This is a genomic window from Methanothermus sociabilis (assembly GCF_055392295.1).
In genome coordinates, this window is record NZ_AP042467.1 from 49,113 (window position 1) to 74,570 (window position 25,458).

Sequence of the window (25,458 nt, forward strand, 5' to 3'; positions counted from 1 at the left end):
ATCATTGAAATTAGTAGCCGGGGTGGCTCAGCTGGTTAGAGCGCACGGCTCATAGGGCTTGGCTGAGCCTGAGAAACCGTGAGGTCGCGGGTTCAAATCCCGCCCCCGGCATCATTTATTTTTCTTAAATTGTACCCATAAGCCAGTTTCATCGTTAGTAATCTTGTATTTTGGAATTATAGAAGAATCAAGCTCAAAAATTAAATCGTTTACTTTTATACGTTTATGTTTGTGAATTTTATGTTTAAAATTAATTAAATGAACTGCTGAACCATATCCTCCTCCTATGTATGCAAATCCTCCTGGTTTTAAAACTCGATATATTTCATTAAATGCTTTTGTCCTGTTTTCCCAGAAGAACATAGAACCACGACTAACAACCAGATCTGCAAAATTTGTGGGAAATGGCATTCTATGGACATCAGCATGTTTTACTATTACTTTTTTCAATAATTTTTTCTTAGCTACATGTTTTTTCGCGATATCTATCGTTTTTGGAGATATATCTATAGCAAAGACTTTCAAATTTGAATGTTTGGCAAGTTCTATAGCTAAAAATCCATTTCCTGTGCCTACATCTATACATATTCCTTCATTAATTTTGGAAATTTCTAAAATATCCAAAGCTAACTTTTGGTAAATGATCTTTTTTGTAGTCATGGAAAAAAATTAAGAAAAAATTATTTTCCATGTCTTTTATGAAGAATTTTATTCAAAGAAGTTACAATAGTTTTTCTTTTAACGTAGCTGGTCAACAATGCAATGACAAATACTAGGAGTAACAGAATTATTAAGCTTGTATTTTTCGTTGATGGATAATTTAATTTTTTATTACTAATGAGTGGTTGTATTTTCTTTGCTAAGTTTGTTCTGTATAGAGATGTTGCAGTTGCAAATTTATGTCTATAAGAAAATGTGTAAATCTTTAAATGTGAAATATATGGATGTATGTTGAAAATTCTACTTGTTTTACTGATTATCATGGGAAAATGAAGAAACTGTATGGTCATTGTTTGGATGGGAGGTCTTGTTAAAGTAGAAATTTCACTCAGTATATATGTCATCAACATTCTTATAGGATCTACTCCAAGAGTCGTTAATTCTTTTAAATATTTTGAGGTAACTGGAATTACCTTTTCTATACTAATAATAGAATTTAATATGTCATGGTGAATTCCTTCATTGTATATTTTGTCTAAATGCCAAAACAATGATGCTCTATTACTATATTTACTGCTAACATACCCCTCTAATGTCATTAACTCATCCATTGATTTTTCATTATAATATAGAAGCATTGCTTTCCCTGTATTTTTTATTTTGTCCCATAATATTAAAATTGAATAATCAGCATACGCATTTCTTAAAGCTGGTAATGCATAATATGTGGATTGAGAAGGAGACACTGCAAATGCAGTTGTCCTTCCAGATATTTGACGATTAGTCTCATCTGGAGTTACCAGTGCAATAAATATATAATATTCTTGAGATGATGGTGGTAACTTTTTCCATGCATATTCTGCTAGGTCATAGTATTTAAGTGAACAAATGCATCCAACTCTACCAATCACAGTTATAAAACTTTGAGGTGCATTTGCGGCCCATGCATAGGCAATGCCGGCAACTGCTGGTATTAGTGCATTTCCAACCATAAATGATGAGGATATTGCTGGGCTAATATCAAATATTTTTGTTGTATTTAATGCACCTTTTACAGGGTCAATGTCTATTCTTATACCACTGATTTTTAGCTGGTCAATGTTACGAGTATTTTCATAATATTTTGTAGATTCAGGTTCTACTTTTATAAATGCTGTTTTTATTCCTGAAAACCAAGTCCAAGGATTTCTTATTTGTAATATATTTCTTATTGTAAAACCACCTTCATTGTATCCAGCATTTTTTAATAATTTTTTTGCAGCTAAATATATGCCATCTATGTATCCGACTAATGAATATTTTCCAAATACGTTACAATAATAAGGAGGAACAACTACTCCAACATACCCTTTTGCTAATTCATCTATTTTAAATAATCCTTTATTATATACACTGTTGAATGTCTCAACTCCTAAATTAAACATTTTTGAATAATTTATTATAGGAAATATATCTGTAGCCCATGAAACCTGAGTATCTCTTAGTTTTTTGATGTAGTCCTTATCTACACCAGACAATAAATATTTAAGATCTTTTTCTTCAATTGTTTTCAACGCTTCAATTTCAAATAAAGATTTGGGATCTTTTTGTAGTAATTTTAAAAGCCACATGAAATATTTCTCATGTTGCCAAGGAATACCAGTTTCATAGCTAAATCTTTGTTTAAAATCTTCATCAAAGATTTTAGTCCTCATTAATGCCAATACTCCTGATTTTGATGTATTATTATAACATATTGCTACCATTTCACCATGCTTCAAATTGGGATCATTTGTATAATAAGATTTAACGTCAAATCCAAATATTCCATACATAGGAAGATCAGTAGTATTCATTGGCATAATTATGTAGTAAAATCCTGAAGGTCCAAAAGTCAATGCAAAGGTTTTTAACATTGCATAGCTAGCTATATCTACGTCTCTAATATCATTCGCTGAAAAAGTCACTGCTAACAAATCTGGTGGACATCCTACTGCCCAAGCATTTGCAATCCTTATTATATTCCTGCCCAGAATATTTGCAACATTTGTAAGTTGTTTTTCAGACATTTGAGATATGGAGATGTAAAATGTTTTACTACTTTCAATAATATTGTTATTAATTGTGTACTTTTTTGCATAGAGATCTCCATTGCTTTTTTGTGAAACAAGAACATACATTAATTCCCTAGGATTATTTAATAAAATTAAATTTCCATTGCTATATGTGATCCCTTTTTCTCCTGTTAAATTTGAATTGGAAAATGTATCAATGATTGCTTGTATACTATCTGTAGAATCTTTACTATTGAAAGAAATACTGCCTGCAGTGGTTATTAATAAATTTCTTTTAGAATTTGTTAGGTCCAATATTTTATCGTTTAATGCATCTTTAGCTATTTTTTGGCCAGATATATACATTAAACTTGTTGAATTTACATTGTTAACTGCTGAACTTGTGTTAGACATTGTCAGTATTAATACTACTACTAATATTCCTAACAATCCTTGCCACTTCAAAATTTCACAACCTTTTTTTGAATGACATAATATCATTAGTGTAGTGTCTATAAATACATTTCGACTTAAATAAATGTAAAAAAATTTATCAAAAAAGTACAAAATTTAAGAACTAAAGTTCCAAAATTTTTTTTAATAAAAAAAATAAAAACATATGACTCCCGAATAGTAGGAAAATATATATTGTTCGAATGTTATAGAACAAAATGGTGAATAGATATGTTAAATACACGCCTTGAAGAAATTATCGAAGAAAGTATAAAATTTTATAGAAAAAATTCTACAAAAATGAAAAAAGATGAAAAAGACAAAGAGGTTTCTCTAAAAAATGTCATCACTTCTGATAGGAAATATTTATTATCGTATGGTGTTAGTGGTTTTAGAGTACTAGATCCAGCAGTAATGTCAATTTTACATGGAGACGAACATCAAAGAGCTAACATGTTCTTAAATGGATTTAAAACTGGGAAGTTATTAGTGAGGGAAGGACTTGTAACTTCTCTAGAATCTTTACAAAGATTTTTATTTGAAAACCAAATCATGATCCTAGATATATATAAAATTTTAGATAAAGAGATTGAATTAAGAGTTTATGAATCTTTAAGAGTTTCAGGGCTGCCTAATATTGGAAAACCAATTTGTCACTATGAAACTGGTCTATTTAAGGGTGTACTTCAGGAAATTTTAGATAAAAAAGTCAAAGTAAGAGAAACAAAATGCAAAGCTCAAGGATATCCTTATTGTCAATTTAAAGTCGTAACAAAATATTACGACAAATTATGAACATTAAGCATTAAGCAAAAGATAGAAAGTATGTGATCCAAAATTTCTAATTGCTGAATCAGTATTATTTAGAGTTCCACTGGAAGCAAGAACTTCACTTCTATTATCAACTATCAACTTATAACTTAACCCTGGAAAATTTTTTCTAAAAAAGCATTCACATACTCTTTTAGCATTTTCTTTATCATTTGAATCCAAATAAAAACATGCTTTTTCAAGTGTGGAATTATAAGGAGAAGGACAATTTGCCATCGTTGATAATATTTCATCAGCGTTACTCTCATAGAAAACTGGCATTTTAATATTACAGATAGTTGAAATAAAAATAAATAAAATAAGTAGAGAAAGTATTGCATCAATTGTAAATATATATCCTTTATCTTCCATGTTCTTTCTTCCGGATCATTTCTACAATTTTATTTTTCTTTTTAATAGCTTTTAATGCAGCATTTTTAACTTTCTCTTTCATTTCTTCAAAATCTTCAGGAGTTTTTTCTCCAACAACTTTTTTGATTTTTGTATATGCTGCCTCTCTAAACAATGGTTTTAATATTTTTTCTTCATTTTTTGACTTAAGCTTAGGAACTCCTGAATCATCTACATAGCCAACATAATCTATTTTTACTCCAACTTTAGACACAACGTCTTTAATTTCCTCACAAACATCTTTGGGGGCTATTACCATCAATGAATCTATTGAAACTCCCAATGGATCAATGTCCAATTTATTTAACATTTCTAAGACTCTAGGATTTATCAAATCAAATATTTTTTCTTTATTAAATACAAATCCTAATCCTGTTGTTGAAGATATTTCGTGGGCATCCCCTCTTAAACCACCATTTGTAATATCAGTCATGGCATGAATTTCATTTAACAGTCCAGCATTGATAATTGCCTCACAAGCTTTCATGAAATCAATATTTAAAGTCTCATATATTACATCAAAAAAGCCATGATAAATTGCAGTAGTAGTTATCGTGCCTCCTCCAGAACCTTCAGTCATTAAAATCTTATCTCCAACTTCTGCTTTCTTTCTAGCTGTTGGAGCTATGTTAGAAATACCTACAGCCCCAACAGCACTCACAAGCCTATCACCTAATACCATGTCTCCGCCTACACGTAATGTACTTCCAGCAGTTATTGGAACACCTGTTAACTCTGAAACTGCAGAAACTCCTGCTGTAAAATCAAATAACTTACCTACATCTCCATCATCTGCAAGATGTAAATCACTTATTATGGCTATTGGTTTGGCACCCATCACATAGACATCTCTAAGTGCAGCCCTTGTTACATGAAATCCACCAAGAAAAGGATATTCACTCAAACGAGAATGTATACCATCAATTGCTGTAGTAACATAGATGTTTCCAAATTTTGATTCGGTTTTAACTACACCACCATCATCTTGTGAGGTAGGATCAACAACAGTTTTACCTTTACTCAAAGAAATTTCAGCTATTTTTCTATGTACAAAAAAATCTCCTTTTCCCCTAGATCCAACTCCCATTTCGCCCATTGTAACATTAGCTTTTGGATATTCAACTAATTCTTTCAGTTCTTTATCTTCTTCATTTATTTTAAAAGTGTTTTTAACTTCTTCAATTACAGCTGAGGCCAATTTTGCAGCCTTTTCTTTATCTATTTCCTTAAATTCTCTTATTCTATTTATTAATTTATTTTTAACTTTTCTTTCGTTTTCTTGTTTAAGCATTTTTCTTACAAAACCTTCCATGTCCATTATTTCACCAATTCTACAAAGTTATTTAATATTTTTAATCCTAATGTTCCACTTTTTTCAGGGTGAAATTGTGTAGCATAGATATTTTTATGACAAATAACTGCAGGTATCTCAGAACCATGATAAGTAGTTGCAGCTACAACATTCCAATCTTTAGGTTTTGCATAATAAGAATGAGCAAAATAAAAATAACCATCTTTTATGTCATTTAACAATGGACATTCTTTTTTTATTTTAATTTTGTTCCATCCCATATGAGGTACTTTTTCAGCTGACAACCTTACAACCTTACCAGGAATAATATTTAATCCCATTACGCCGGGACTTTCCTCACTTTCTGTAAATAATATTTGTAATCCCAAACATATTCCTAATATTGGTTTTCCATCCTCAACATGCTCTATTATTATATCTTTGAAAGGTTCTATATTTACCATGGCTTTTTTAAAGGCCCCTACACCAGGAATTATCAATACATCTGCAGTTTTCAATATTTCTTTATCATTTGTTACATTAACATTGACTCCAATATTTTTAAAGGCATTCATAATACTTCTTAAATTTCCACTACCATAATCTACCACTGCAATCATTGCTATCTCACATCGTAATAATCTTTTATACGGATAGTATCCTTAAGATGTGGAGTTGAAACTTCATATATTTTTAAATTCTCTGTAGCAACTATTGAATGAGGAGTCTTAGGAGGTATATGTATTGTATCATTCTTACTAAAGTATTGTTTCTTATCTTCGAATTCTATATAACCAGAACCTTTAACAATGAACATTGTCTCATCTTTCTTTTCATGATAATGGAAGGAAGTCCTATAATCTTCTTTTATGAATAATTCTTTTGTTAAGTATTTCTTTGTTTTAATCAGTATTTTTTCGTATCCCCAAGGTTTGTCTGTCCTATTTTCATATTCTTTACGAATTTCTTCTAAATCTTTAGAGGTATCTACTGACATCCAAAATGTGTCATCCTCTTTATAATATCCTAATTTGTTTTCACGGGCTAATTTTGGAAACAATGTTTTTTCAATATCTCCTTTTTCAAATTCTTCAAAATCTAACTTTTCCTTCACAAAATAAATACCACCATTTATATAATATTTTAAATAAGGTTTTTCTTTAAATGAAGTTATGCGATCTCCTGTAATTTCAACTATTCCATATGGGGATTTCATTTTAGTAATAAAAATTGTTAAGGGATAATCAGAATTTCTTCCCATTTCTATCATTTTTTTAAGATTTAAATCTGCTACAACATCACCATTTCTTATTACACACTCAACATCATCTTCCACATGTTCCATTCCTAATCTAATTGCATTTAATGTTCCTAATGGTTTTTCTTCTTCCACATATTCAAGTTTTACACCTTTGTATTCGTTACCATATCTTTCCTTAATTTTTTCACTTAAAAAACCTGTTAATAAATAAACTTTATCAATTCCAGCACTTTTAAAATCAAAAAGTTGTTTATCAAGAATTGTATATCCGTCTTTTATTTCTATCAAAGGTTTAGGAATACGTTCTGTTATTGGCCTCAATCTTTTACCATATCCACCACATAATATCATTCCAACAGGAGATTTCATGATATCTCACTCCTTATTATATTTCCAAATTCAGAATTTACAATCCTTCTTTTACCTAAAGTTTTCGCATGAGCATCTAACTCCAAAACTACATATTTATAACCAATATTTTTAAGAGGTTCTACAAGTCTTGGACCGTCAGTAACTGCTACCATTTCAATATTATTGTATTTTTCAATTGGGAGTGCATGAGGTATTCCCGAAACAACTGCAAAATCTATTTCTTCTTTTTCAAGTATTTCCATGGCTTTTTTCCCTGTGACAGGATATTCATCTAACCCTCCTGTTATATAGTTAATATTGACTCCATTATCTTTTAATTCTTTTTTAATATTTTTCGCATGATTTCTTATTCTTGGAAGACCAATGTTTTCATCAAGATTAGCAATTACTACTGGATTTCCATTTAATTTTGAATAGGGTAATCTTAATACATCTGCAAATAAATATGCAGTTTCCTTTTTTGCATTTAAAACCATTGCAACCTTTTTTCCATTTTTAAATGCATTTATAACTATTTTAGCTACCTTTTTTTTATTATCTCCTTCCAACGGAGGAATATACTTTCCTTGTGCCATCCCTCTAGTTTTTTCAATAGCAGTTGCCATTCTAAGCATTTTTATTTGTCTTCTAGCTTCATCCTCAGATATTAATCTTTCTTTAGCTGCAACCTCTAATACTGCTATCGCTCCTTCAGTATTATCCCCTTCACCAAAACCTCCATGAGATTCTACTATTAAAACCTTTGCAGGAACTTTAGCATTTTCCACAGCTCTTTTAAGGTTTTCACCAATAATCATGCTGGCGCAAGTACCAACTACACCAATAAGTTTTGGTGAAAACATCTTATAAGCTTTTTTAAGTGTTTTTGTGAGTTTTTCTTCTGCTCCAAATACAAAATCTTTTTCTGACATGCCTGTTGTTACAACTCTTACACCATCTTGTTCCAACAATCTTGCAGTCCTAAAACAGCAACCTTTAGGTCCATGTAAAACTATTAAATCAACATCTAAATCCCGGAGTGTGTAAAGTGCAGCTGCAATTGGACTAGGTCTGGGATGCAAATATTCACCTCAACTCCTCAATTACCAACCTCTTTCTTGCATACGATCTGATTCAGGTATCTCACTTATTTCTATACCAGGCATTGCTTCACCAAGTCCTCTTGATACTTCTAATAACACTTCAGGATTATCATAATTTGCAACAGCTTCCACTATAGCTTTTGCATATGCTTCTGGATTTTTAGATTTAAATATTCCAGATCCAACAAACACGCCATCTGCTCCTAATTGCATCATTAATGCAGCATCAGCTGGTGTAGCAATACCTCCAGCAGCAAAATTTACAACTGGTAATCTACCTAACTCAGCCGTCTCTTTTACTAACTCAAATGGGGCTTCAATTTTCCTACTGTATTCCCATAACTCTTCTTCATCTTTATTCATTATTTCTCTAATTTGTCCCATAATTATTCTCATATGTCTTACAGCTTCTACAACATTTCCTGTGCCTGCTTCACCTTTAGTTCTTATCATTGCAGCTCCTTCAGCTATACGTCTCAATGCTTCCCCAAGGTTTCTTGCACCACAAACAAAAGGTACTTTAAATTTTCTTTTATCTATATGGAATCTTTCATCAGCCGGTGTTAAAACTTCACTCTCATCGATCATGTCAACCCCTAATGCTTCCAGTATTTGTGCTTCAACAAAATGTCCAATTCTTACTTTTGCCATCACAGGAATTGAAACAGCATCCATTATTTCTTCAATTTTATTTGGATCTGCCATTCTTGCTACTCCTTTGCTAGCCCTTATGTCTGCAGGTACTTTTTCAAGTGCCATAACTGCAACTGCTCCGGCATCTTCGGCTATCATTGCTTGTTCTGCATTTACAACGTCCATTATCACTCCGCCTTTGACCATTTTTGCGAATCCTCTTTTGAGTCTCTCAGTTCCATATTTCATTTATTTACCTCCATCTTTGTTAAAAAGGGCCTAACTACAATAAAAATTTTATTTAATGGTTTTTATATATAATTTTCACAACAAAACATGTTTCTCATTTTGCATGCATGAAAGTTTATATAATGAATTTTCTGATACATAATTTGATAGCAAATTATTAAATTCATCTTCAATAGTGGTCTAAATGTTTGGAAAAAATGATAAAAAGAAAAAAGTTCCTGAACTCAAAAAAAGTGAAAAAAAGGAGGACAGCATTGTAAAGAGAATAAGAGGATTATTGAAACAAAGATCAAGTGAAGGAGCTGAAAAAAAGCCAAAAAGAACAATGCCCAAGCCAAAACCAAATAAAAAAGTAGATTTGAAGCCTAAACCATTACCACCAAGAAGACCACCAACAGGCATTCCTGAGGCAGATAAGAGGACATTAATCGGGGCTGCTGTAATAGCATGTATTATCATCTTTATTGCTGTATTAGGTTATTGGTTCTTATATTACCAACCATATCAGGAAGCATTGGAAAGTGCAAAAGCTCAAAAAATAGCTGAAGTTAATGCATATTATAAGGGACCATTAGCCACAGATCCTAGAAAACAGGCACTTCTTGCACAAATAGAAAGTGCTACTACACCTGAAGAAGTCCTGGCAATTGATGTACTTGGACCTGCTACCCAATCTTGGAGAACCTATCAACTTCAACAGATACAGGCAAAAAAAGATATGTTCAATAGAGTAATGATCGTGTATAGTGCAGGGAATCAGAGTACAACATTGCAAACAATACAAGGTGGAGAAGTTATTATGAGAGTCCCTGATGCGCAAAGATTTGTAAGTCAGGCAGATGCATCAGTATTATCAAATATAGAGATACAAACACCAGATACAGTTGCTATACCAATACTTATAAATCGTTTGCAAGCCGCTGGTGGACTTATAGGCGTTGGAAGCAGTGTTGATATATATCTAACAAATGTTACAAATATTAGCATGCCCGCAGGTAATGTGTCTGCACCAACTAACAGAACAGCAGGAGCAGAATATTCAAGTGATCTTCCTTTAGTTAGTGGAGCAACAGTTTTAGCTATATTGAGATCAGGAGAAAGTGGAAAATACGATGTAAATCTAACTAGTAGTAAATTTTTATCTTCTCCAGGTTCTTCTGTTGGTGTTTCAACTTCAAGAGGTGCAAGTGGTGATATTGAAAAGGCATTGCAAGCACTTTCAGCTGGAGGATTAAGTGAAAGTGATGTCTCACAAATATTACAACATTATGGAATTAGACTTTCTGAATATGAAAGAGTTTCAAACATAGGTGAATTTAATGCTACTTATTTATTGATTATAGAAGTTCCAAGAAAACATGCGCCTGTTATTATGATGAACATGGACAAAATTATGCTAGTGGTGCCAACACAAAAAGCTCCTGAATGGATGGCAGCTGAACTAAAAAAAGTATATAGTTAAATGTTATGGTTGTATCCACTTTAAGGGTCTATTACGCACCTCATTAATATCTTTTTCAGCATTTAATCCAGTTTTTATTGCATTTGCATATGAAACATAAACATATAGAGCAACAAGCACTACTGCAAGAGCTCCGCCAATCAATAGCATATATTCAGCTGCACCTTGACCTTTTTCATCTTTAAGGAATTTAAACATTAAATTCCACCTCCAAAAATTAAAAAAGGAAAAAACAAAACAACTGTATATAGTCATGATTTTATGGTACACCTGCCCATTGTTGGGTTTTATTACGTACAGTGTTTATGTCTTGACCACCCTGATTAGCTAATTGTCCTTTAGCACTGTTCATGTATTGAGCGTATATGAATAGAGCAACAAGCACTACTGCAAGAGCTCCGCCAATCAATAGCATATATTCAGCTGCACCTTGACCTTTTTCATCTTTAAGGAATTTAAGCATTAAATTCCACCTCCAAAAATTATTTACTAATAACAATTTTGTATAAATTCTATTTATAAATTTTTTGTTTTTAAACCTCAAACAAATTAATGGATTTTTTATTGGTGAGGTATAACAATGAAAATACTCATAGTCACAGGTAAGTTAGCTAGTGACGTAGTTAAATCAAATGTAAAAAATTCAAAACATCAGGTAGATGTTTATACTGTGAATACACCAATTGCAGCATTTTTAACTCCAGAGAGGATAGCAAAAGAAATAGAAGGTTTAAATTATGACATGGTAATAATTCCGGGATTAGTTAAAGGAAATGCAAAAAAAATAACTGAAAAAACAAATATTCCTGCATACAAAGGACCAACAGATGCTGCTGATTTAGGAATTTTATTAGATATAATTAATAAAGTAAAGCTTTCACCAAAAAAGCCTGCAAACAAGTTAATTGAAGAAGAACAGAAAAAAAGAGCATTGAATTTTATAAAAAAATTTGAAAAAAATGAAAAAATACGAAAGGAATTATTAAAAAAAGATGAAAACATTTTAGTTGGTAATCTTCCAGTAGGTAGAGATTTTCCAATGAGAGTTTTAGCAGAAATTGCAAATGCACCTTCGTTAACAAAAAACGAATTAAAAAGAAAAGTAGACTATTTTATAAAAAATGGAGCTGACATGATAGATATAGGGATGATTGCTGGTAAAGATTACTCTGATAAGATACCAACACTTATTGAAATTGTAAGAAAAAGGGCTAGAAAAGTTCCTATTAGCATAGATACATTAAATGTAAATGAAATTGAAACAGCGATAAAATGTGGTATAGATTTAGTACTAAGTCTTGATCATGGGAACTACAAAGATGTATTACCTCTTTTAGAGGATAATAACATACCTGCAGTGATATTACCTACAAACTACACTGAAGGATGGGTGCCTGAGAAGCCAGAAGAAAGAGTAAAATCCTTAGAAAATTTGAAAAAGAAATGTAAAGGTATAGATATCATTGCAGATCCAATACTTGATCCTATAAATAGTAAGAGCATTGTTGATTCTATATTAGCGTGTAAATTATATGCTGATAGAAATCCAGATCCTTTATTCTTTGGTGTTGGCAATGTAACAGAACTTCTAGATGCTGATTCTGTTGGTGTAAATGCACTTCTTGCTGGTATTGGCATGGAACTAGGAGCGAGTATTCTATTTACACCAGAAGAAAGCGAAAAAACAAGAGGAAGTGTATATGAGCTTGCTCTATCATCAATAATAATGTTTTTAGCAAAGAAGAGAAGGTCAATTCCTAAAGATTTAGGTGTCAATCTTTTAATTTTTAAAGATAAGCGAAGGTATGAGATGATAGATGAAAATGTAGATGTACCAGTAATAAAAGCAAAAGGAATGAAAAAATTCATCCCAGACAAAGCAGGAAGCTTTAAAATATCTGTTAAAGATGATCATATTGAAGTTATTCATTATAAATCTGGAAAACCCACAGTCAAATTTGTTGGAAAAAATTCAAAGAAAATATATGAAGAAATAATCAAAAGAGGATTAGTAAGTAGACTCGAACATGCAGCATATCTTGGTTCAGAATTACAAAAAGCAGAAATAGCCCTAATTACAGGGAAGAGTTATGTACAGGACAAAGATTTATTCAAAAAACCTTTGGATTTGAGGGAAAAAAGATGAGATGTATGAAGTGTGGATCCAAAGATGTAGTTTTTAGAAGGAGATATTCAAGCCAAAGATTATGTAAGGATTGTTTTATTGAATTTATACAAAGAAAAGTCCTCCGAAACATTAGATTAAATAAACTAATAGAGAAAGGTGATAGAGTTTTAGCAGGGGTTTCAGGTGGTAAAGATAGTGTAGCAATGCTAGATATTCTTAATATTTTGCATGAGAGAGGAATAATTGAATTAGAAGTTTTAACTGTAGATGAAGGCATTAAAAATTATAGAGAAAAAACATTGGAAATTGCAAAATATCATACTAAAAGACTTGGAATTCCACATCACATAGTTAAATTTAAAGATTGTTTTGGAATTACATTGGATGAGATAGTATCAAGTAATGTAGAGAGAGGTCCTTGCACATATTGTGGAGTATTCAGGCGTTGGATATTCAACAAAATTGGGAAAAAATTAGAAGCTGATAAAATAGCCATTGCTCACAATCTTGACGATGAAACAGAGGCAATCTTAATGAATTATCTTGAAGGGAATATAAAAAATTTAATAAGATTGGGCCCTATAAGTGAGAGTAAAGATTTTTTAACAAAAATAAAACCACTTAGAGAAATACCAGAAAATGAAATAATACTCTACACAAAATTTAAAGGATTGAAAACTTATCTAAAACCTTGCCCTTATGTGAGATATGCATTTAGGAGAGAAATATATAGGTTTATAAAGAGAATTTCCGCAAAACACCCAACAATCAGATATTCAATACTTAGAGGCTTTGAAAAAATAAAACCTATATTAAAAGAAAAATTTCAGGAAAAATATACATTTGATACATGTAAAATTTGTGGAGAGCCAGCATCAGGAAAAATATGTCAGGCATGCAAATTATGTAAAGAGTTAGGAATAAGCATGAGTTAAAATTTTTTAAGGTTTTTCCACAATTTTACATCCTAACTCCTTCATAACCTTTACAAAATCTGGAAATGAAATTTTATATGCCTCAGCATTTTTAATTTTAATACCTTTTTTTAAACCCAGGAGTGTTAAAGCCATCACTAAACGATGATCATTGTGTGAATCCACAATGCCACCTTTAATGTTTCCACCATTAATTATTAAGCCATCATCTAACTCCTTAACTTTTATTCCTAACTTAGACAATTCTTTTGCACACATAGCTATCCTATCAGTCTCTTTAAATCTTGCATGTCTGATTCCATATATTTTTGTTCTGCCTTTTGCTGCAGCCCCCAAAACTGCAACAGTTGGAAGAAGATCTGGAGAATTTTTTAAATTGACATCTATCCCATTAAGTTCTCCATCACTACAAACTATAATTTCATTTTTCTTAATTTTAATATCTACTCCCATTTCACTGATTATATCTAAAATTAATTTATCTGCTTGTTTTGAATCTTTAAATAAATTTTTTATACTTACTTTACCTCCTGCTATTGCAGTTGCACCTACAATATATGATGCTGAAGAAAAATCTCCTTCTATTGAATATTTACAAGATTTATAACCGTTAGGCTCCACATAATAAGTATTTTTTTCTCTTTCTATTTTAGCGTCAAACTTCTTCATAACTTCAACAGTCATGTCAACATATGGTTTTGATATTAATTCTCCAATAATTTTCAGTTTAAGAGGTTTAGATCCATATGGTCCTATAATTAAAAGTGCGGAGATGAATTGTGAACTTATATTTCCCGGTATTTCTGTATATCCACCTTCATACCCTCCTTTAACTATTATTGGTGCCCTACCATTATTTCTTGATGAAAAAGCAACTACACCTAAATCCCTAAGTGAATTAAGTAAAGGTTGCATAGGTCTAGATCTTATAGATTTATCCCCTGTAAGAATTGTATAATACTTTGCTAAACCTGCAACAGCTGTCATGATTCTCAAAGTAGTCCCAGAATTTCCAACATCTATAACATTCTCAGGAGTGATAACTTTACCATTAACACCTTTTACAATCCATGCATTTCTTTTTATATCTATTTTCGCTCCAAATGCCTCACATGCTTCAACAGAGGAACATGTATCCTTTGCAACTAATGGATTTTTAAGGTGAGATATGTTGTCAGCCAAAGAAGCTATTATTACTGCACGATGTGTATAACTTTTAGATGGAGGTGCTTTCACATTGCCTTCAATTCCTTCTGTTTTTTTAACTATTAAATCCATAAAATCATCCTACAGCAATCTCTAAAACAACGTCTACATTTTCAGGTTTTACTATTTCAACTTTTTCACCAGTCTCTCCTATAATTTCTTTTTCTACCCTTATATCATCCTTTGTTATAGTTTTACCATCAATTTCAATTCCTTCTTTCAATTTTTCAATTAATATTTCAGGATCTTCAGAATTTAGGTATTTAATCACTTTTGAAGTTTTATCTCTAAATTTAGGCCCTATTCTATCCATTAATGGCTCTATTCTAACTATTTTTTCTTTGACACTGGGCTTACCTGCCTTTATTTCTAAATCTTGAATTCTTATCGTACCCTTAATATCATCAAAAAATGGTTTTATTTTTTCAACGGTTTCTTCATCACCGTAAATTTTCACTTGCTTAATTTCTGCATTTAGAGGTATTCCCTTGTCTGATTTAAATCTACGTAACTCCCTAATTATTTCTACTGCAGTATCTCCACACTCCTCAATTTCTGGATCTATTAATTCATAATTAGTTGTAGGCCATGAAGTTAAATGTATACTTTTATCATCAAAATGTTGATACACTTCCTCTACAAAATGTGGCACAAATGGTGCAAGCAATTTTAAACAAGTTTTAAGGACTTTTTCCAGAGTTCTTTTAGCACCTTCTCTCATTTCTTTATTTTCGTCAGAATAAAGTCTATATTTCACAGCCTCTATATATTCATCACAGAAAACATGCCAAACAAACTGTTGAATATTTGTTATAGCATCTGCAAAATTATATTGATTTATGGATTTTGTAACATTCTCAACAAGACGATTTAATTTTGATAATATCCATCTGTCCATATAATTTAATTTAGCTTCAACTTCATTCTCTTCTTCCTTAAATATATGAATACTCATAAATCTAAATGCATTCCAAAACTTCCTTAAAAATTTATATCCATATTTCACATCTTTCCATGCAAAAGGCACATCTGAACCTGGGACACTATTTGCTGCCCATAATCTTAAAGCATCTGCACCATATTTTTCTAATACTTCCTCAGGTTCTATAACATTTCCTCGTGATTTACTCATTTTATGTCCATCTTCGCCAAAAACCATTCCATTTATCACAATTTCATCAAAAGGTTTTTCACCTGTTAATGCCTTACACCTTAATATTGTGTAGAACGCCCACGTACGTATTATGTCGTGTCCTTGTGGCCTTAAATTTGCTGGAAATAATTTTCTATAATTTTTTTGGGGCCATCCAGCTACAACAAGTGGTGAGATAGAACTATCCATCCAGGTATCCAATACATCTCTTTCTGGTATAAATTCATTGCAACCACATTCACATGTAAAATTAGGTTTTTCTTTTGTTGGATCTACAGGTAACATGTCTTCTGTTGCAACATGTGGTTTTCCACATTCTTTACAATACCAGACAGGTATTGGAGTACCAAAAATTCTTTGTCTAGATATACACCAATCCCATTCCATGGCATCTATCCAATTTAAAAGCCGAGTTTTCATATGTTCAGGATGCCATTTTATTTCATTTATAGTTTTTTTGACATCTTTTTTTAATTTATTTACATCTATAAACCACTGTTTTTTAACAAGGATTTCCACTGGTGTTTTACATCTCCAACATCTTCCCACATTTTGCTTTATTCTTTCTTTTTTGATTAAAAATCCTTTTTTATCCAAATCCTCTATAATTTTGTTTCTACACTCCTCTATAGACAAACCTTCATATTTCTTAGCTGCTTTAGTCATTCTACCTTTTTCATCTATAGCATTGATAATTTTTAGATTATGACGTTTAACCCATAAAACATCTGTTTTGTCACCGAAGGTACATACCATGACTGCTCCTGTACCAAACTTAGGATCTACATCTTCATCAGCTAATATTTCAACTTCTTGATTGAAAATAGGAACTTTAACTTTTTTTCCAACCATGTCTGTATATCTTTCGTCATCTGGATGTACTAAGACAGCAACACAAGCTGGTAACAATTCTGGACGTGTAGTTGCAATTACAATATCACTCTCTGATCCTTCAAACTTTATATAATTTAAATAAGTTTCTTTTTCTGAATATTCAACTTCTGCAAATGCTATAGCTGTTTCACATCTTGGACACCAATTCACAGGGTGAACACCACGATATATCAATCCTTCTTTATACATTTTTAAAAATGAGAGTTGAGTTTTCTTTATGTATTCAGGGTCCATAGTTATGTATTCTCTGTCCCAATCCTGACTAAATCCTAATGAAATCATTTGTCTTTTCATTCTTTTTATATTCTCAGTTGTAAGGTCAATACACATCTTCTTGAATTTTTCTCTAGGTACATCTCCTTTTTTGATGTTATGTATTTCCTCTACCTTAACTTCTGTTGGAAGTCCATGACAATCCCATCCCTGAGGAAACAAAACATTGAACCCATTCATTCTTTTGAATCTGGCAATTATATCCATATATACCCAATTTAATACATGACCCATATGTATAGAACCTGTAGGATAAGGTGGAGGTGTATCTATAACATAAGAAGGTCTTTTATCAGTTTCAAATGCATATATTTTGTCTTTTTGCCACTTTTTTTGCCATTTGCTTTCATTTTTTGGATCATAATCTTTTGGGATTTCAACACGCATGGTATCTCTCCATGGAAACCTTTTTATGTTACTGTATTCTATTAACATAAACATAAAATATGGTGTGTGGAAAATGGGCATCACATGGTTCTACATAGCAGTGTTTCTTGCAATTAGTGATGAAATACATACTAAAATAATGTGGGATATACTTTTAGACTTTTATATATTGTTAGCAGGCATTATAAAAGAAATTGTTTCATCAAACATACAAGTGTGGCTTATTCATGAAATTTTGGAAGCATTATTTCACTTCATAGTTTTATCATTGGTATTTTTTTCAGTAGAAATTGGTTTTTTGGCAGCTGTAGTGCACATGACTGTTGATATATTCCATGAATTGAGTGGTAGAGAATACAGCTGGTTACATCATAGAGCTTTACACTTCACAGTGGAGTCATTATTCTTTATAATGGTAGGTATTAGATAATTTATTTTTATATTTAAATAAAAACTTAAGCATGGTCATTTGCTTAAAGTAATTTTCATGAGGTGAATAATCATGCCAGTGATAACCATAAAATTTGATGAATTAAGAAAATTGGGAATTGAACTTAGCAATGAAGAAATCATTGAGACATTGCCTATGTTAGGTTGTGATATTGAAGATTATGATGATAATGTTCTTAAAGTAGAATTTTTCCCAAATCGTCCAGATAACTTTTCTGTTGAAGGTATTTCTAGAAGTTTAAAAGGATTTTTAGGGATGGAATTAGGCATACCTAAGTATACAATCAAAGATTCTGGTTTTAAAGTGTTTGTAGATGAAAAAATATCTAAAATTAGGCCATTTATCGCTGTCTGTATAGTGAAAAATTTAGAATTTAATGAAGACAAAGTAAAACAAATTATGGAGTTTCAAGAAGATCTACATTGGGTCATGGGTAGAGATAGAAAAAAAGTTGCTATAGGTCTCCATAATTATGATGTTGTCACGCCTCCCTTTTATTATAAGGCAGCTGACCCAGATAATGTAGCATTTGTTCCTCTTAACAGCCAGAAAAAGATGACACTTAGAGAAATACTTAATAAACATGAAACTGGTCGAAAATATGCGCATTTATTAAAACAATACAAAAAATATCCTCTAATTTTAGATGATGATGACAATGTCCTTTCAATGCCTCCAATAATAAATGCAGAACTAACAAAAATTGATGAAAATACGAAAAATGTACTTATAGATGTTACAGGTACAGATTTTAAAGCTGTAATGCAAACTGTCAATATATTATCAACCTCCTTTGCAGAAAGTGGTGGAAAAATTGAAACAGTTGAAATTATTTACCCTGATAAGAAAGTAAAGACTCCAGATTTAACTCCTAAAACCAAGTTGCTAAATGTAGAAAACGTTAAAAAAATTATAGGCCATGATATTAGTTTAGATGAAATAAAACATTCATTATTAAAGGCGAGAATGGATGTAGAAGAGATTTCAGATGATAAATTAAAAGTTTATATCCCTGCTTATAGGGTTGATATACTTCATGAAGTTGATATAATAGAAAATGTTGCGATACAATACCGTTTTAATAATATTAAGCCAAGATTACCAAAAGTTGCCACTGTTGGTGAAGAAGACCCATGGTATATTTCTGACAACGTATTAAGGAAAATTATGGTTGGTTTAGGTTTCCAGGAAATTATGAGTTTAATGTTGACAAATGAAGATACACATTACAAAAAAATGAGATTAAAGGAAGACGATAGGGTTCAGGTTTCTCAACCAATTTCAGAAGATAGAACCATGATAAGAAAAAGCCTTCTAGGAAATCTCATGGAATTTTTAAGGGACAATAGACATGCTGAATTGCCACAAAAAATATTTGAAGTTGGTGAAGCTGTATATATTGACAAAAAATCTGAAACAAAAGTAAAAAGTGTTAAAAAATTGGCAGGGGCAGTAATGCATTCAAATACTAATTTTACAGAAATAAAATCAATTGTAGCTACAATAATCAAAAACTTAGGTTATAAAATGGAGTTAGAGAAGACCAACCATCCTAGTTTTATCAAAGGTAGGGTAGCAAAGGTTAGAGCTAAAATGAAAGACAAGGCTTCAATAGATGGCGTTTTTGGTGAGATACATCCAGAAGTTATAATTAATTTTGATTTAGAGTATCCTGTTACAGCCTTTGAATTAGAATTTACTCACCAACAACCATAACATTTACAGTCCTTGTCCTTGGACCATCTAATTCCACGAAAAAAATTCTTTGCCAGGTCCCTAAATCTAATTTGCCATTTACAACTTGTAATGTTTTACTGGAATCTAGAAGAACTGACCTTTGATGAGAATCTGCATTATTATCTATTCTATTATGTTCATAGTTTCCATCAACAGGGACAATACGCTCCAATAATTTTTTAAAATCATTAATTAATCCTTTTTCATTTTCATTTATTAAAAGACCTGCAGTACTATGCCTGTTAAAAATGTTTACCAATCCTGTATCTATATCTAAGGAATTAACAAAATTTTCAACTTTTGAGGTAATATCAATGAATTCAACTCTCTCTTTTGTATTTATATTTATACTTTTCCTCCAAATATTCATATTTTAATCCTCCAAAAAAATTATACATAATAATTTTTGTTTCCAGGAGGTAAAATTTATGAAGAAATATGTAGTAATGATAATGTCCTTAATTTTAATTTCAAGCGTTAGTGCCCATATTTTAATTATAGCCGATACCCGTGGGGATTTTCCTGAAGCATATAATGAAGCGAAGGAAATTGCTAACAACCTTAAATCAAATGGATATAAAATTTTAGAATTATATAGGGAAAATGCCACACTAAAAAATGTGTTAAAAGGCATGTATCTTGCAGATGGAATTATATATATTGGGCATGGTGGATACATGGAAGGAAATTATGACAATGTTTCAAGAATTGCAAAACCACCATTTGGTTTAGTTTGCTATGATGGATTTATATTTGGAACTGATGACGGGAAATTAAAAATAAATGACACAAATATTACGTTTTATCCACCATTTAAGTCTGGCATACCTGTAATTTTAATCCATACTTGTTTTTCAACAGGTTGGGTTGATGATGTTGAATTAACAAATGCAATAGAAACCATATATCATTTTTCAAAAATGTTCACAAGTTCAGGAGCCAATTATTATGCCTCAGCATGGGAATATGGTGGTGGCATAATTGATGCATTTCTTCAAGGCGCAAGGACATTCAAAGAAGCAAATGAAATGAATTACGAACAGATAAAAGAATCACAAATATATAATGGAACTATAATTTGGAGAAACCAACATGGTTATGCATGTTTTGTTGGTAACTGGGATGGTAAATTCCCCATGCCCTCAGAAGTTACACCTTACAATGATATAGAAGCAGAAAAATGGTACAATAGATTGTTTAGTAACAGTAGCAATGAAAGTGTGGATTACCCATTATTCTCTATAATTTTGAGCAACGTTGGGAAGACAATACTTCCCATTAAATATTATGCAAGTGTTTATACAAATCCGGTTAATGGAGAAAAAGTGATGTATAGAGAGTATAGTTATACATTGCAACCGGGAAGTTATGTTAATATTACACTTGGAAGATTTCCAAAAAATTATGCAGTGAGTACAACAATTGTGACATACAATAAAAATACAAAAACTATAAATATGGAACTTCAGGAGAGGTTTGAAATTGAAGGAAGCAATGGTCAAAAAGTAGTTATAAGTAAATATTTAAGACCCAAATCTCTACTTACATATACCAGTAGATTTACAGATAAAGGCGGCATTGTTGATATATGGTAAACATAATTTTCCACTTAAATTATTTGTAAAAAAGTTAAATAATTCCTTACAAAATATTAAATATCTAAATGATCTACTAAAAAATAAGGTGATGGAAGTGAATAAACAAAAAAATATACAAAGACCATTAGACACGCTAGGTAAGTCTTTGAATTCTCCAGTTCTCATTAGATTAAAAGGTGAAAGAGAATTTAGAGGTATATTAAAAAGTTTTGATCTCCACATGAACCTTGTCTTAAATGACGCAGAAGAAATTGAAAATGGAGAAGTAACAAGGAAACTAGGAACTGTACTTATTCGTGGAGATAATATAGTTTACATCTCTCCATAGATACTTAAAAGTTAGTTGTTTTTTGGAGGTATCACAATGAAAGGTACGCCATCATTTGGAAAAAGGAATAAAACCTTACATATTCGTTGTAGAAGATGCGGACGTAAATCTTATCACGTAAAGAAAAAAGTGTGTGCAGCCTGTGGATTTGGTAGAACAAGAAAAATAAGAAGATATAGTTGGCAAAATAAAAAAGTTAATGGTCAAAGGTTGACATAAATGGAAGATAAACGTCCTATAGATGTAAGAATAATTGTAGAAGGGGCTTCTGATGTAGAGACAATTTCTAAAGCGTTACAAATGATTTCATTAGGTTCAGAATACCATGTAACTATTTCCTCAATAATACCAACGACAAGTGTAGAAATTGCACAAAGAGCTGTTGAAGGGGCAGACATAGTACTGATAGCAACTGATGTAGATCCTACAGGTAGAGAATTAGCAAAAAAATTTGAAAAATCTCTTAAAGACCATGTTGGACATGTGGAAAGAATAAAATTGCCTTATGGCCATGATGTGGAATATATAGATTCAGACCTCCTAAAAAAGGAAATAAAAAATGCGATTGTTAGATCAGGTTTATCTTCTCTACCCAACATTCGACATTGTAATCAATTAGAAGAAAAAATAGATGAACTTGAAAACCAAATAAAATCAATTTCTGAGGAAAATAAAAAATTAAAAAAGAGTAAAGATGAGCTAGAATCTGAACTAGAAAATTTTGAGAAAAAATATAAAGAATTAAAGGATAAATATAATGAATTAAAAGAAAGATATAAGAATATTGAAGAAAAATATAAGAGTGTTAAATCAAATTATGAGGAAATGAAAAAAAGAGGTTTATTAGAAGCTTTTTCTCTTAAAGAATTATGGGCAGAACTTTTTGGTGAAGAAGTAGACGAAGATAAAATTGTAAAAATCACGAACAATGTGAAGCCAAAGGATATCATTGTTGGTCAAGGATTAATTTGTGCCCCATCTAAGAAAAGGGCTATAGAATGGCTAAATATAATAAAGACAGCTTTGACAATTGTTGAATGATGGGGATCTATGTGAAAGACAAATGTGGGATTGTAGGTATCTACTCAGAAAAACCCGAGTCTGTACCATATTATCTATATTATTCTTTGTATGCTCTACAACATAGAGGGCAGGAATCTGCAGGAATGGCAACATACCAAGGCAAAATTGTAACTTATAAAAGTATGGGATTAGTATGTAATGTTTTTGATAAGAAAAAGCTTGATAGTCTCCGTAGTCATGTAGGAATAGGCCATGTACGATATTCCACTACTGGAAAATCAGAACCAAAAAATTCACAACCATTTACGATTGAATTTGAGGAAGGACAAATATCAGTGGCCCATAATGGAGATATAGTTAATTCAAGAGAACTGAGGAAAGATCTTAAATCAAGAGGATATAATTTTTATTCAACAACTGATTCTGAAATAATTGCTCATTTATTTTGTGATGAATATTCAAAAACTAATGATGTTTTGCAAGCAATAAAGGATGCATTGAAAAAAATTATAGGTTCATATTCACTTGTAATTCTTATAAATGATGATTTATATGCTATAAGAGATCCTTTTGGGATTAGACCTTTAGTATTTGGAAAAGATGATGAATCAAAAATTGTTGCATCTGAAACAGTTGCACTTGATGTTGTTAACATTGATTATAAAAGAGATATAAAGCCAGGAGAAATATTACATCTAAATACTGAAAAAAGTTATGAATTAGGAAAGGAAAAACGAAGAGCTCATTGTATATTTGAATATGTTTATTTTGCACGACCTGACAGTATCATAAATGGGAGAAAAGTATATAAAGTTCGTTTAAATATTGGCAAGGCTCTTTATAGGGAAGATCCTATTGATGCCGACATGGTTGCTCCTGTACCTGATTCAGCAATACCTGCAGCAATTGGATATTCAAGAGAATCTGGAATTCCTTATGGAGAAGCTTTCATAAAAAATCGTTACATAGGTAGAACATTTATAATGCCAACACAAAAAAGTAGAGAGTCAGCAGTGAAATTAAAGATGAATCCATTAAAAACTGAAGTTGAAGGAAAAAGAATAGTTCTTATTGATGATAGTATAGTTCGTGGGACCACCATCAAGCAATTAGTCAATGTTTTAAAAAATGCAAATGCAAAAGAGATTCATTTGAGGATAGGTTGCCCACCTATCAAACATCCATGTTATTATGGGATTGCAATAAGGTCTGAAGATGAATTGATAGCATCTAATAAGGATGTAGAAGAAATAAGAAAAATATTAGGTGTAAATTCGTTAAAATACCTCACAATCGAATCTCTAGTGAAATGTATTGGTATTAGTAAGAAAAATTTATGCACAGGTTGTCTTGATGGCGAATATCCAACTCTAACACCTGATGAAATAAGGAAGATAAAGCCAGATATATATCATTACTGATTTTTTGGTGAGAAGTATGGTAGAACTTTTAGCACCAGCTCGTGATTTTGCTTCATTATCAGCTGCAATAAAAAATGGTGCAGATGCTGTTTATATTGGCATGGAAGGATGTAATTTACGTTCAAATGTTTCTAATTTTACATTGGACGAAATAAATGATGCTACAAAATATGCTCACAAAAATAATGTTAAATTATATGTTTGTGCGAACACAATACTTTATGATTCAGATATATATGAATTGGAGAAAAAACTTCAAGAATTACATGAAAGTAATGTAGATGCAATTATAGTTTCAGATCTTGGTGGTATAGATTTGGCTGTTGAAAATGATTTACGAGTTCATGTTAGTGTTCAAGCTAATATATCCAATGTTAGAGCAATAAAGGTACTCAAGAAATTAGGAGCATCAAGAGTCATACTTTCAAGAGAACTCACATTAGACCAAATTAAAGATATAGCTTCAAAATCTCCACTTGAAACAGAAATTTTTATACATGGAGCTCAGTGTATGGCAATATCTGGAAGATGTTTATTGAGTTCTTACCTTACAGGGAAAAGTTCTAATAAAGGAGAGTGTTTACAACCTTGTAGAAAGGCTTGGAGAGTAATATCTGAAGATAATGAAGAATTTATAGTAGAAAGTGGTAATGGTAATATAAAAAGTTATATTTTTAGTCCTAAAGATTTGTGTATGATTGAGTACATTCCAGAGTTAATGGAATTAGGAGTTGATGCTTTTAAAATTGAAGGAAGAGCTAGATCAGCAGATTATGTTGCAACAGTTGTATCTGTTTATAGAGAAGCTATAGATAAATATTTAAATGGAAATTGGGAATTCAACAAAGAATGGTTAGAAGAGTTGAAAAAAGTCTTTAATAGAGGATTCGATCATGGATTTTATTTTGGACGCCCTAAACAAGGCAGTACTTATAATCAAGGATTAATAAAAAAAGATGTGGGTGAAGTTATAGAATATAACAATGAAAATAATTTGGCTAAACTAAGAATTTGGGATGAAATAAAAAAAGGCGATGAGTTAGTATTTCAAGGAAAGAAAACAGGTGCTATTATACAGCGAGCAAAGTCTATAAAATTAAAAGAAATAAAAGCAAAAAAAGGTAAATTGAGAAAAATAATAACTCTTAAAATGAAAAGTAAAGTAAATCCTGGAGATCTTGTCTATAAAAGGGTTAAAAGGTGCTAA

Annotated in this window: 25 protein-coding genes and 1 tRNA gene; 13 read left to right on the top strand and 13 right to left on the bottom strand. The window is 31.3% G+C overall.

The genetic code is table 11. From position 1 onward, the window contains the following. Positions 1-16: 16 nt before the first annotated feature. A tRNA-Met gene (locus ACZ5LY_RS00280) sits at positions 17-111 on the top strand. Here the strand turns inward: ACZ5LY_RS00280 and ACZ5LY_RS00285 are convergent. After that, entirely contained in the window at positions 112-660 is a 549-nt protein-coding gene (locus ACZ5LY_RS00285; protein WP_464577590.1) for a class I SAM-dependent methyltransferase, read from the bottom strand. 20 nt (positions 661-680) lie between these two features. Continuing rightward, positions 681-3,158, bottom strand: coding sequence for a hypothetical protein (locus tag ACZ5LY_RS00290; RefSeq protein ID WP_464577591.1), 2,478 nt, complete (start codon positions 3,156-3,158; stop codon positions 681-683). Positions 3,159-3,377: 219 nt separating this feature from the next. Between ACZ5LY_RS00290 and ACZ5LY_RS00295 the strand changes: the two genes are divergently transcribed. Continuing rightward, a complete protein-coding gene (locus tag ACZ5LY_RS00295; RefSeq protein WP_464577592.1) occupies positions 3,378-3,941 on the top strand; it encodes a V4R domain-containing protein in 564 nt (187 codons plus the stop codon). 3 nt (positions 3,942-3,944) lie between these two features. Here ACZ5LY_RS00295 and ACZ5LY_RS00300 read toward each other — a convergent pair whose 3' ends face one another. Genes ACZ5LY_RS00300 through pdxS form a run of 6 tightly spaced genes read right to left on the bottom strand, consistent with a single transcriptional unit; the run spans position 3,945 to position 9,255 of the window. Further along, positions 3,945-4,328, bottom strand: coding sequence for a hypothetical protein (locus tag ACZ5LY_RS00300; protein WP_464577593.1), 384 nt, complete (start codon positions 4,326-4,328; stop codon positions 3,945-3,947). Continuing rightward, positions 4,318-5,685 carry an AIR synthase-related protein gene (locus tag ACZ5LY_RS00305; protein WP_464577594.1) on the bottom strand — a complete coding sequence of 456 codons (1,368 nt, stop codon included), beginning with the start codon at positions 5,683-5,685 and terminating at the stop codon, positions 4,318-4,320. The genes ACZ5LY_RS00300 and ACZ5LY_RS00305 overlap by 11 nt, the downstream gene beginning before the upstream one ends. Next, a complete protein-coding gene (gene hisH, locus ACZ5LY_RS00310; protein WP_013413440.1) occupies positions 5,685-6,278 on the bottom strand; it encodes an imidazole glycerol phosphate synthase subunit HisH in 594 nt (197 codons plus the stop codon). The genes ACZ5LY_RS00305 and hisH overlap by 1 nt, the downstream gene beginning before the upstream one ends. 2 nt (positions 6,279-6,280) lie before the next feature. After that, complete coding sequence (locus ACZ5LY_RS00315) at positions 6,281-7,288, bottom strand: sugar phosphate nucleotidyltransferase (RefSeq protein ID WP_464577595.1); 1,008 nt, start codon at positions 7,286-7,288, stop codon at positions 6,281-6,283. After that, complete coding sequence (gene cfbD, locus ACZ5LY_RS00320) at positions 7,285-8,352, bottom strand: Ni-sirohydrochlorin a,c-diamide reductive cyclase catalytic subunit (RefSeq protein ID WP_013413442.1); 1,068 nt, start codon at positions 8,350-8,352, stop codon at positions 7,285-7,287. The genes ACZ5LY_RS00315 and cfbD overlap by 4 nt, the downstream gene beginning before the upstream one ends. A 21-nt stretch (positions 8,353-8,373) precedes the next feature. Next, positions 8,374-9,255 carry a pyridoxal 5'-phosphate synthase lyase subunit PdxS gene (pdxS, locus tag ACZ5LY_RS00325; protein ID WP_013413443.1) on the bottom strand — a complete coding sequence of 294 codons (882 nt, stop codon included), beginning with the start codon at positions 9,253-9,255 and terminating at the stop codon, positions 8,374-8,376. A gap of 184 nt (positions 9,256-9,439) precedes the next feature. On the opposite strand from pdxS, the gene ACZ5LY_RS00330 reads away from it, so the two are divergent. Beyond that, positions 9,440-10,717, top strand: coding sequence for a DUF515 domain-containing protein (locus ACZ5LY_RS00330; RefSeq protein ID WP_464577596.1), 1,278 nt, complete (start codon positions 9,440-9,442; stop codon positions 10,715-10,717). A gap of 3 nt (positions 10,718-10,720) precedes the next feature. Here the strand turns inward: ACZ5LY_RS00330 and ACZ5LY_RS00335 are convergent, their stop codons facing one another. After that, on the bottom strand, positions 10,721-10,915 hold the full coding sequence (locus ACZ5LY_RS00335; RefSeq protein WP_464577597.1) for a class III signal peptide-containing protein: 195 nt from the start codon (positions 10,913-10,915) through the stop codon (positions 10,721-10,723). A gap of 61 nt (positions 10,916-10,976) precedes the next feature. Next, the gene (locus tag ACZ5LY_RS00340) at positions 10,977-11,180 is read right to left on the bottom strand and encodes a class III signal peptide-containing protein (RefSeq protein WP_464577598.1); all 204 of its coding nucleotides are present in this window, start codon (positions 11,178-11,180) and stop codon (positions 10,977-10,979) included. A 117-nt stretch (positions 11,181-11,297) separates the two neighbouring features. Here ACZ5LY_RS00340 and ACZ5LY_RS00345 point away from each other — a divergent pair, with 117 nt between their 5' ends. Then, positions 11,298-12,863: a dihydropteroate synthase-like protein gene (locus tag ACZ5LY_RS00345; protein ID WP_464577599.1), complete on the top strand. Its 1,566-nt coding sequence runs from the start codon at positions 11,298-11,300 to the stop codon at positions 12,861-12,863. Continuing rightward, entirely contained in the window at positions 12,860-13,780 is a 921-nt protein-coding gene (locus ACZ5LY_RS00350) for a TIGR00269 family protein (RefSeq protein WP_464577600.1), read from the top strand. The genes ACZ5LY_RS00345 and ACZ5LY_RS00350 overlap by 4 nt, the downstream gene beginning before the upstream one ends. Positions 13,781-13,786: 6 nt before the next feature. Here ACZ5LY_RS00350 and aroA read toward each other — a convergent pair whose 3' ends face one another. Together aroA and ACZ5LY_RS00360 are read right to left on the bottom strand one after the other, a co-directional pair. After that, complete coding sequence (gene aroA / locus ACZ5LY_RS00355) at positions 13,787-15,058, bottom strand: 3-phosphoshikimate 1-carboxyvinyltransferase (protein ID WP_464577602.1); 1,272 nt, start codon at positions 15,056-15,058, stop codon at positions 13,787-13,789. A 4-nt stretch (positions 15,059-15,062) separates the two neighbouring features. Next, entirely contained in the window at positions 15,063-17,693 is a 2,631-nt protein-coding gene (locus ACZ5LY_RS00360; protein ID WP_464577604.1) for a valine--tRNA ligase, read from the bottom strand. A gap of 73 nt (positions 17,694-17,766) precedes the next feature. Between ACZ5LY_RS00360 and ACZ5LY_RS00365 the strand changes: the two genes are divergently transcribed. Both ACZ5LY_RS00365 and pheT read left to right on the top strand, forming a co-directional pair. Then, positions 17,767-18,123 carry a hypothetical protein gene (locus ACZ5LY_RS00365; RefSeq protein ID WP_048060541.1) on the top strand — a complete coding sequence of 119 codons (357 nt, stop codon included), beginning with the start codon at positions 17,767-17,769 and terminating at the stop codon, positions 18,121-18,123. Between the two features lie 72 nt (positions 18,124-18,195). Beyond that, entirely contained in the window at positions 18,196-19,860 is a 1,665-nt protein-coding gene (pheT, locus tag ACZ5LY_RS00370) for a phenylalanine--tRNA ligase subunit beta (protein WP_464577606.1), read from the top strand. Here the strand turns inward: pheT and ACZ5LY_RS00375 are convergent. Next, positions 19,841-20,251 (bottom strand): secondary thiamine-phosphate synthase enzyme YjbQ, encoded by a 411-nt coding sequence (locus tag ACZ5LY_RS00375; protein ID WP_464577608.1) that lies wholly within the window; start codon positions 20,249-20,251, stop codon positions 19,841-19,843. The genes pheT and ACZ5LY_RS00375 overlap by 20 nt on opposite strands. Before the next feature lie 58 nt (positions 20,252-20,309). On the opposite strand from ACZ5LY_RS00375, the gene ACZ5LY_RS00380 reads away from it, so the two are divergent. From ACZ5LY_RS00380 to ACZ5LY_RS00405, 6 genes are all read left to right on the top strand, one after another. Further along, on the top strand, positions 20,310-21,476 hold the full coding sequence (locus ACZ5LY_RS00380; RefSeq protein ID WP_464577610.1) for a PKD domain-containing protein: 1,167 nt from the start codon (positions 20,310-20,312) through the stop codon (positions 21,474-21,476). Between the two features lie 91 nt (positions 21,477-21,567). Beyond that, positions 21,568-21,807 carry an LSm family protein gene (locus ACZ5LY_RS00385; RefSeq protein ID WP_083790805.1) on the top strand — a complete coding sequence of 80 codons (240 nt, stop codon included), beginning with the start codon at positions 21,568-21,570 and terminating at the stop codon, positions 21,805-21,807. Positions 21,808-21,843: 36 nt separating this feature from the next. Next, positions 21,844-22,026, top strand: coding sequence for a 50S ribosomal protein L37e (locus ACZ5LY_RS00390; RefSeq protein ID WP_013413456.1), 183 nt, complete (start codon positions 21,844-21,846; stop codon positions 22,024-22,026). Beyond that, entirely contained in the window at positions 22,027-22,848 is an 822-nt protein-coding gene (locus tag ACZ5LY_RS00395) for a toprim domain-containing protein (protein ID WP_013413457.1), read from the top strand. It begins immediately after the preceding gene. An 11-nt stretch (positions 22,849-22,859) separates the two neighbouring features. Continuing rightward, entirely contained in the window at positions 22,860-24,251 is a 1,392-nt protein-coding gene (gene purF, locus ACZ5LY_RS00400; protein ID WP_464577613.1) for an amidophosphoribosyltransferase, read from the top strand. A gap of 16 nt (positions 24,252-24,267) precedes the next feature. After that, on the top strand, positions 24,268-25,458 hold the full coding sequence (locus ACZ5LY_RS00405; protein ID WP_464577615.1) for a peptidase U32 family protein: 1,191 nt from the start codon (positions 24,268-24,270) through the stop codon (positions 25,456-25,458).

Bases quoted from the DNA above. Each gene is read 5' to 3' on its own strand.
- ACZ5LY_RS00360 (WP_464577604.1), bottom strand. From the start codon at position 17,693: ATGCGTGTTGAAATCCCAAAAGATTATGATCCAAAAAATGAAAGCAAA.
- pheT (WP_464577606.1), top strand. From the start codon at position 18,196: ATGCCAGTGATAACCATAAAATTTGATGAATTAAGAAAATTGGGAATT.
- hisH (WP_013413440.1), bottom strand. From the start codon at position 6,278: ATGATTGCAGTGGTAGATTATGGTAGTGGAAATTTAAGAAGTATTATG.
- ACZ5LY_RS00305 (WP_464577594.1), bottom strand. From the start codon at position 5,685: ATGGACATGGAAGGTTTTGTAAGAAAAATGCTTAAACAAGAAAACGAA.
- ACZ5LY_RS00375 (WP_464577608.1), bottom strand. From the start codon at position 20,251: ATGAATATTTGGAGGAAAAGTATAAATATAAATACAAAAGAGAGAGTT.
- ACZ5LY_RS00385 (WP_083790805.1), top strand. From the start codon at position 21,568: ATGGAAGTGAATAAACAAAAAAATATACAAAGACCATTAGACACGCTA.
- ACZ5LY_RS00340 (WP_464577598.1), bottom strand. From the start codon at position 11,180: ATGCTTAAATTCCTTAAAGATGAAAAAGGTCAAGGTGCAGCTGAATAT.
- ACZ5LY_RS00335 (WP_464577597.1), bottom strand. From the start codon at position 10,915: ATGTTTAAATTCCTTAAAGATGAAAAAGGTCAAGGTGCAGCTGAATAT.
- ACZ5LY_RS00330 (WP_464577596.1), top strand. From the start codon at position 9,440: ATGTTTGGAAAAAATGATAAAAAGAAAAAAGTTCCTGAACTCAAAAAA.
- ACZ5LY_RS00405 (WP_464577615.1), top strand. From the start codon at position 24,268: ATGGTAGAACTTTTAGCACCAGCTCGTGATTTTGCTTCATTATCAGCT.
- aroA (WP_464577602.1), bottom strand. From the start codon at position 15,058: ATGGATTTAATAGTTAAAAAAACAGAAGGAATTGAAGGCAATGTGAAA.
- ACZ5LY_RS00315 (WP_464577595.1), bottom strand. From the start codon at position 7,288: ATGAAATCTCCTGTTGGAATGATATTATGTGGTGGATATGGTAAAAGA.
- ACZ5LY_RS00365 (WP_048060541.1), top strand. From the start codon at position 17,767: ATGGGCATCACATGGTTCTACATAGCAGTGTTTCTTGCAATTAGTGAT.
- ACZ5LY_RS00345 (WP_464577599.1), top strand. From the start codon at position 11,298: ATGAAAATACTCATAGTCACAGGTAAGTTAGCTAGTGACGTAGTTAAA.
- ACZ5LY_RS00395 (WP_013413457.1), top strand. From the start codon at position 22,027: ATGGAAGATAAACGTCCTATAGATGTAAGAATAATTGTAGAAGGGGCT.
- ACZ5LY_RS00390 (WP_013413456.1), top strand. From the start codon at position 21,844: ATGAAAGGTACGCCATCATTTGGAAAAAGGAATAAAACCTTACATATT.
- ACZ5LY_RS00285 (WP_464577590.1), bottom strand. From the start codon at position 660: ATGACTACAAAAAAGATCATTTACCAAAAGTTAGCTTTGGATATTTTA.
- ACZ5LY_RS00350 (WP_464577600.1), top strand. From the start codon at position 12,860: ATGAGATGTATGAAGTGTGGATCCAAAGATGTAGTTTTTAGAAGGAGA.
- pdxS (WP_013413443.1), bottom strand. From the start codon at position 9,255: ATGAAATATGGAACTGAGAGACTCAAAAGAGGATTCGCAAAAATGGTC.
- ACZ5LY_RS00300 (WP_464577593.1), bottom strand. From the start codon at position 4,328: ATGGAAGATAAAGGATATATATTTACAATTGATGCAATACTTTCTCTA.
- ACZ5LY_RS00295 (WP_464577592.1), top strand. From the start codon at position 3,378: ATGTTAAATACACGCCTTGAAGAAATTATCGAAGAAAGTATAAAATTT.
- ACZ5LY_RS00380 (WP_464577610.1), top strand. From the start codon at position 20,310: ATGAAGAAATATGTAGTAATGATAATGTCCTTAATTTTAATTTCAAGC.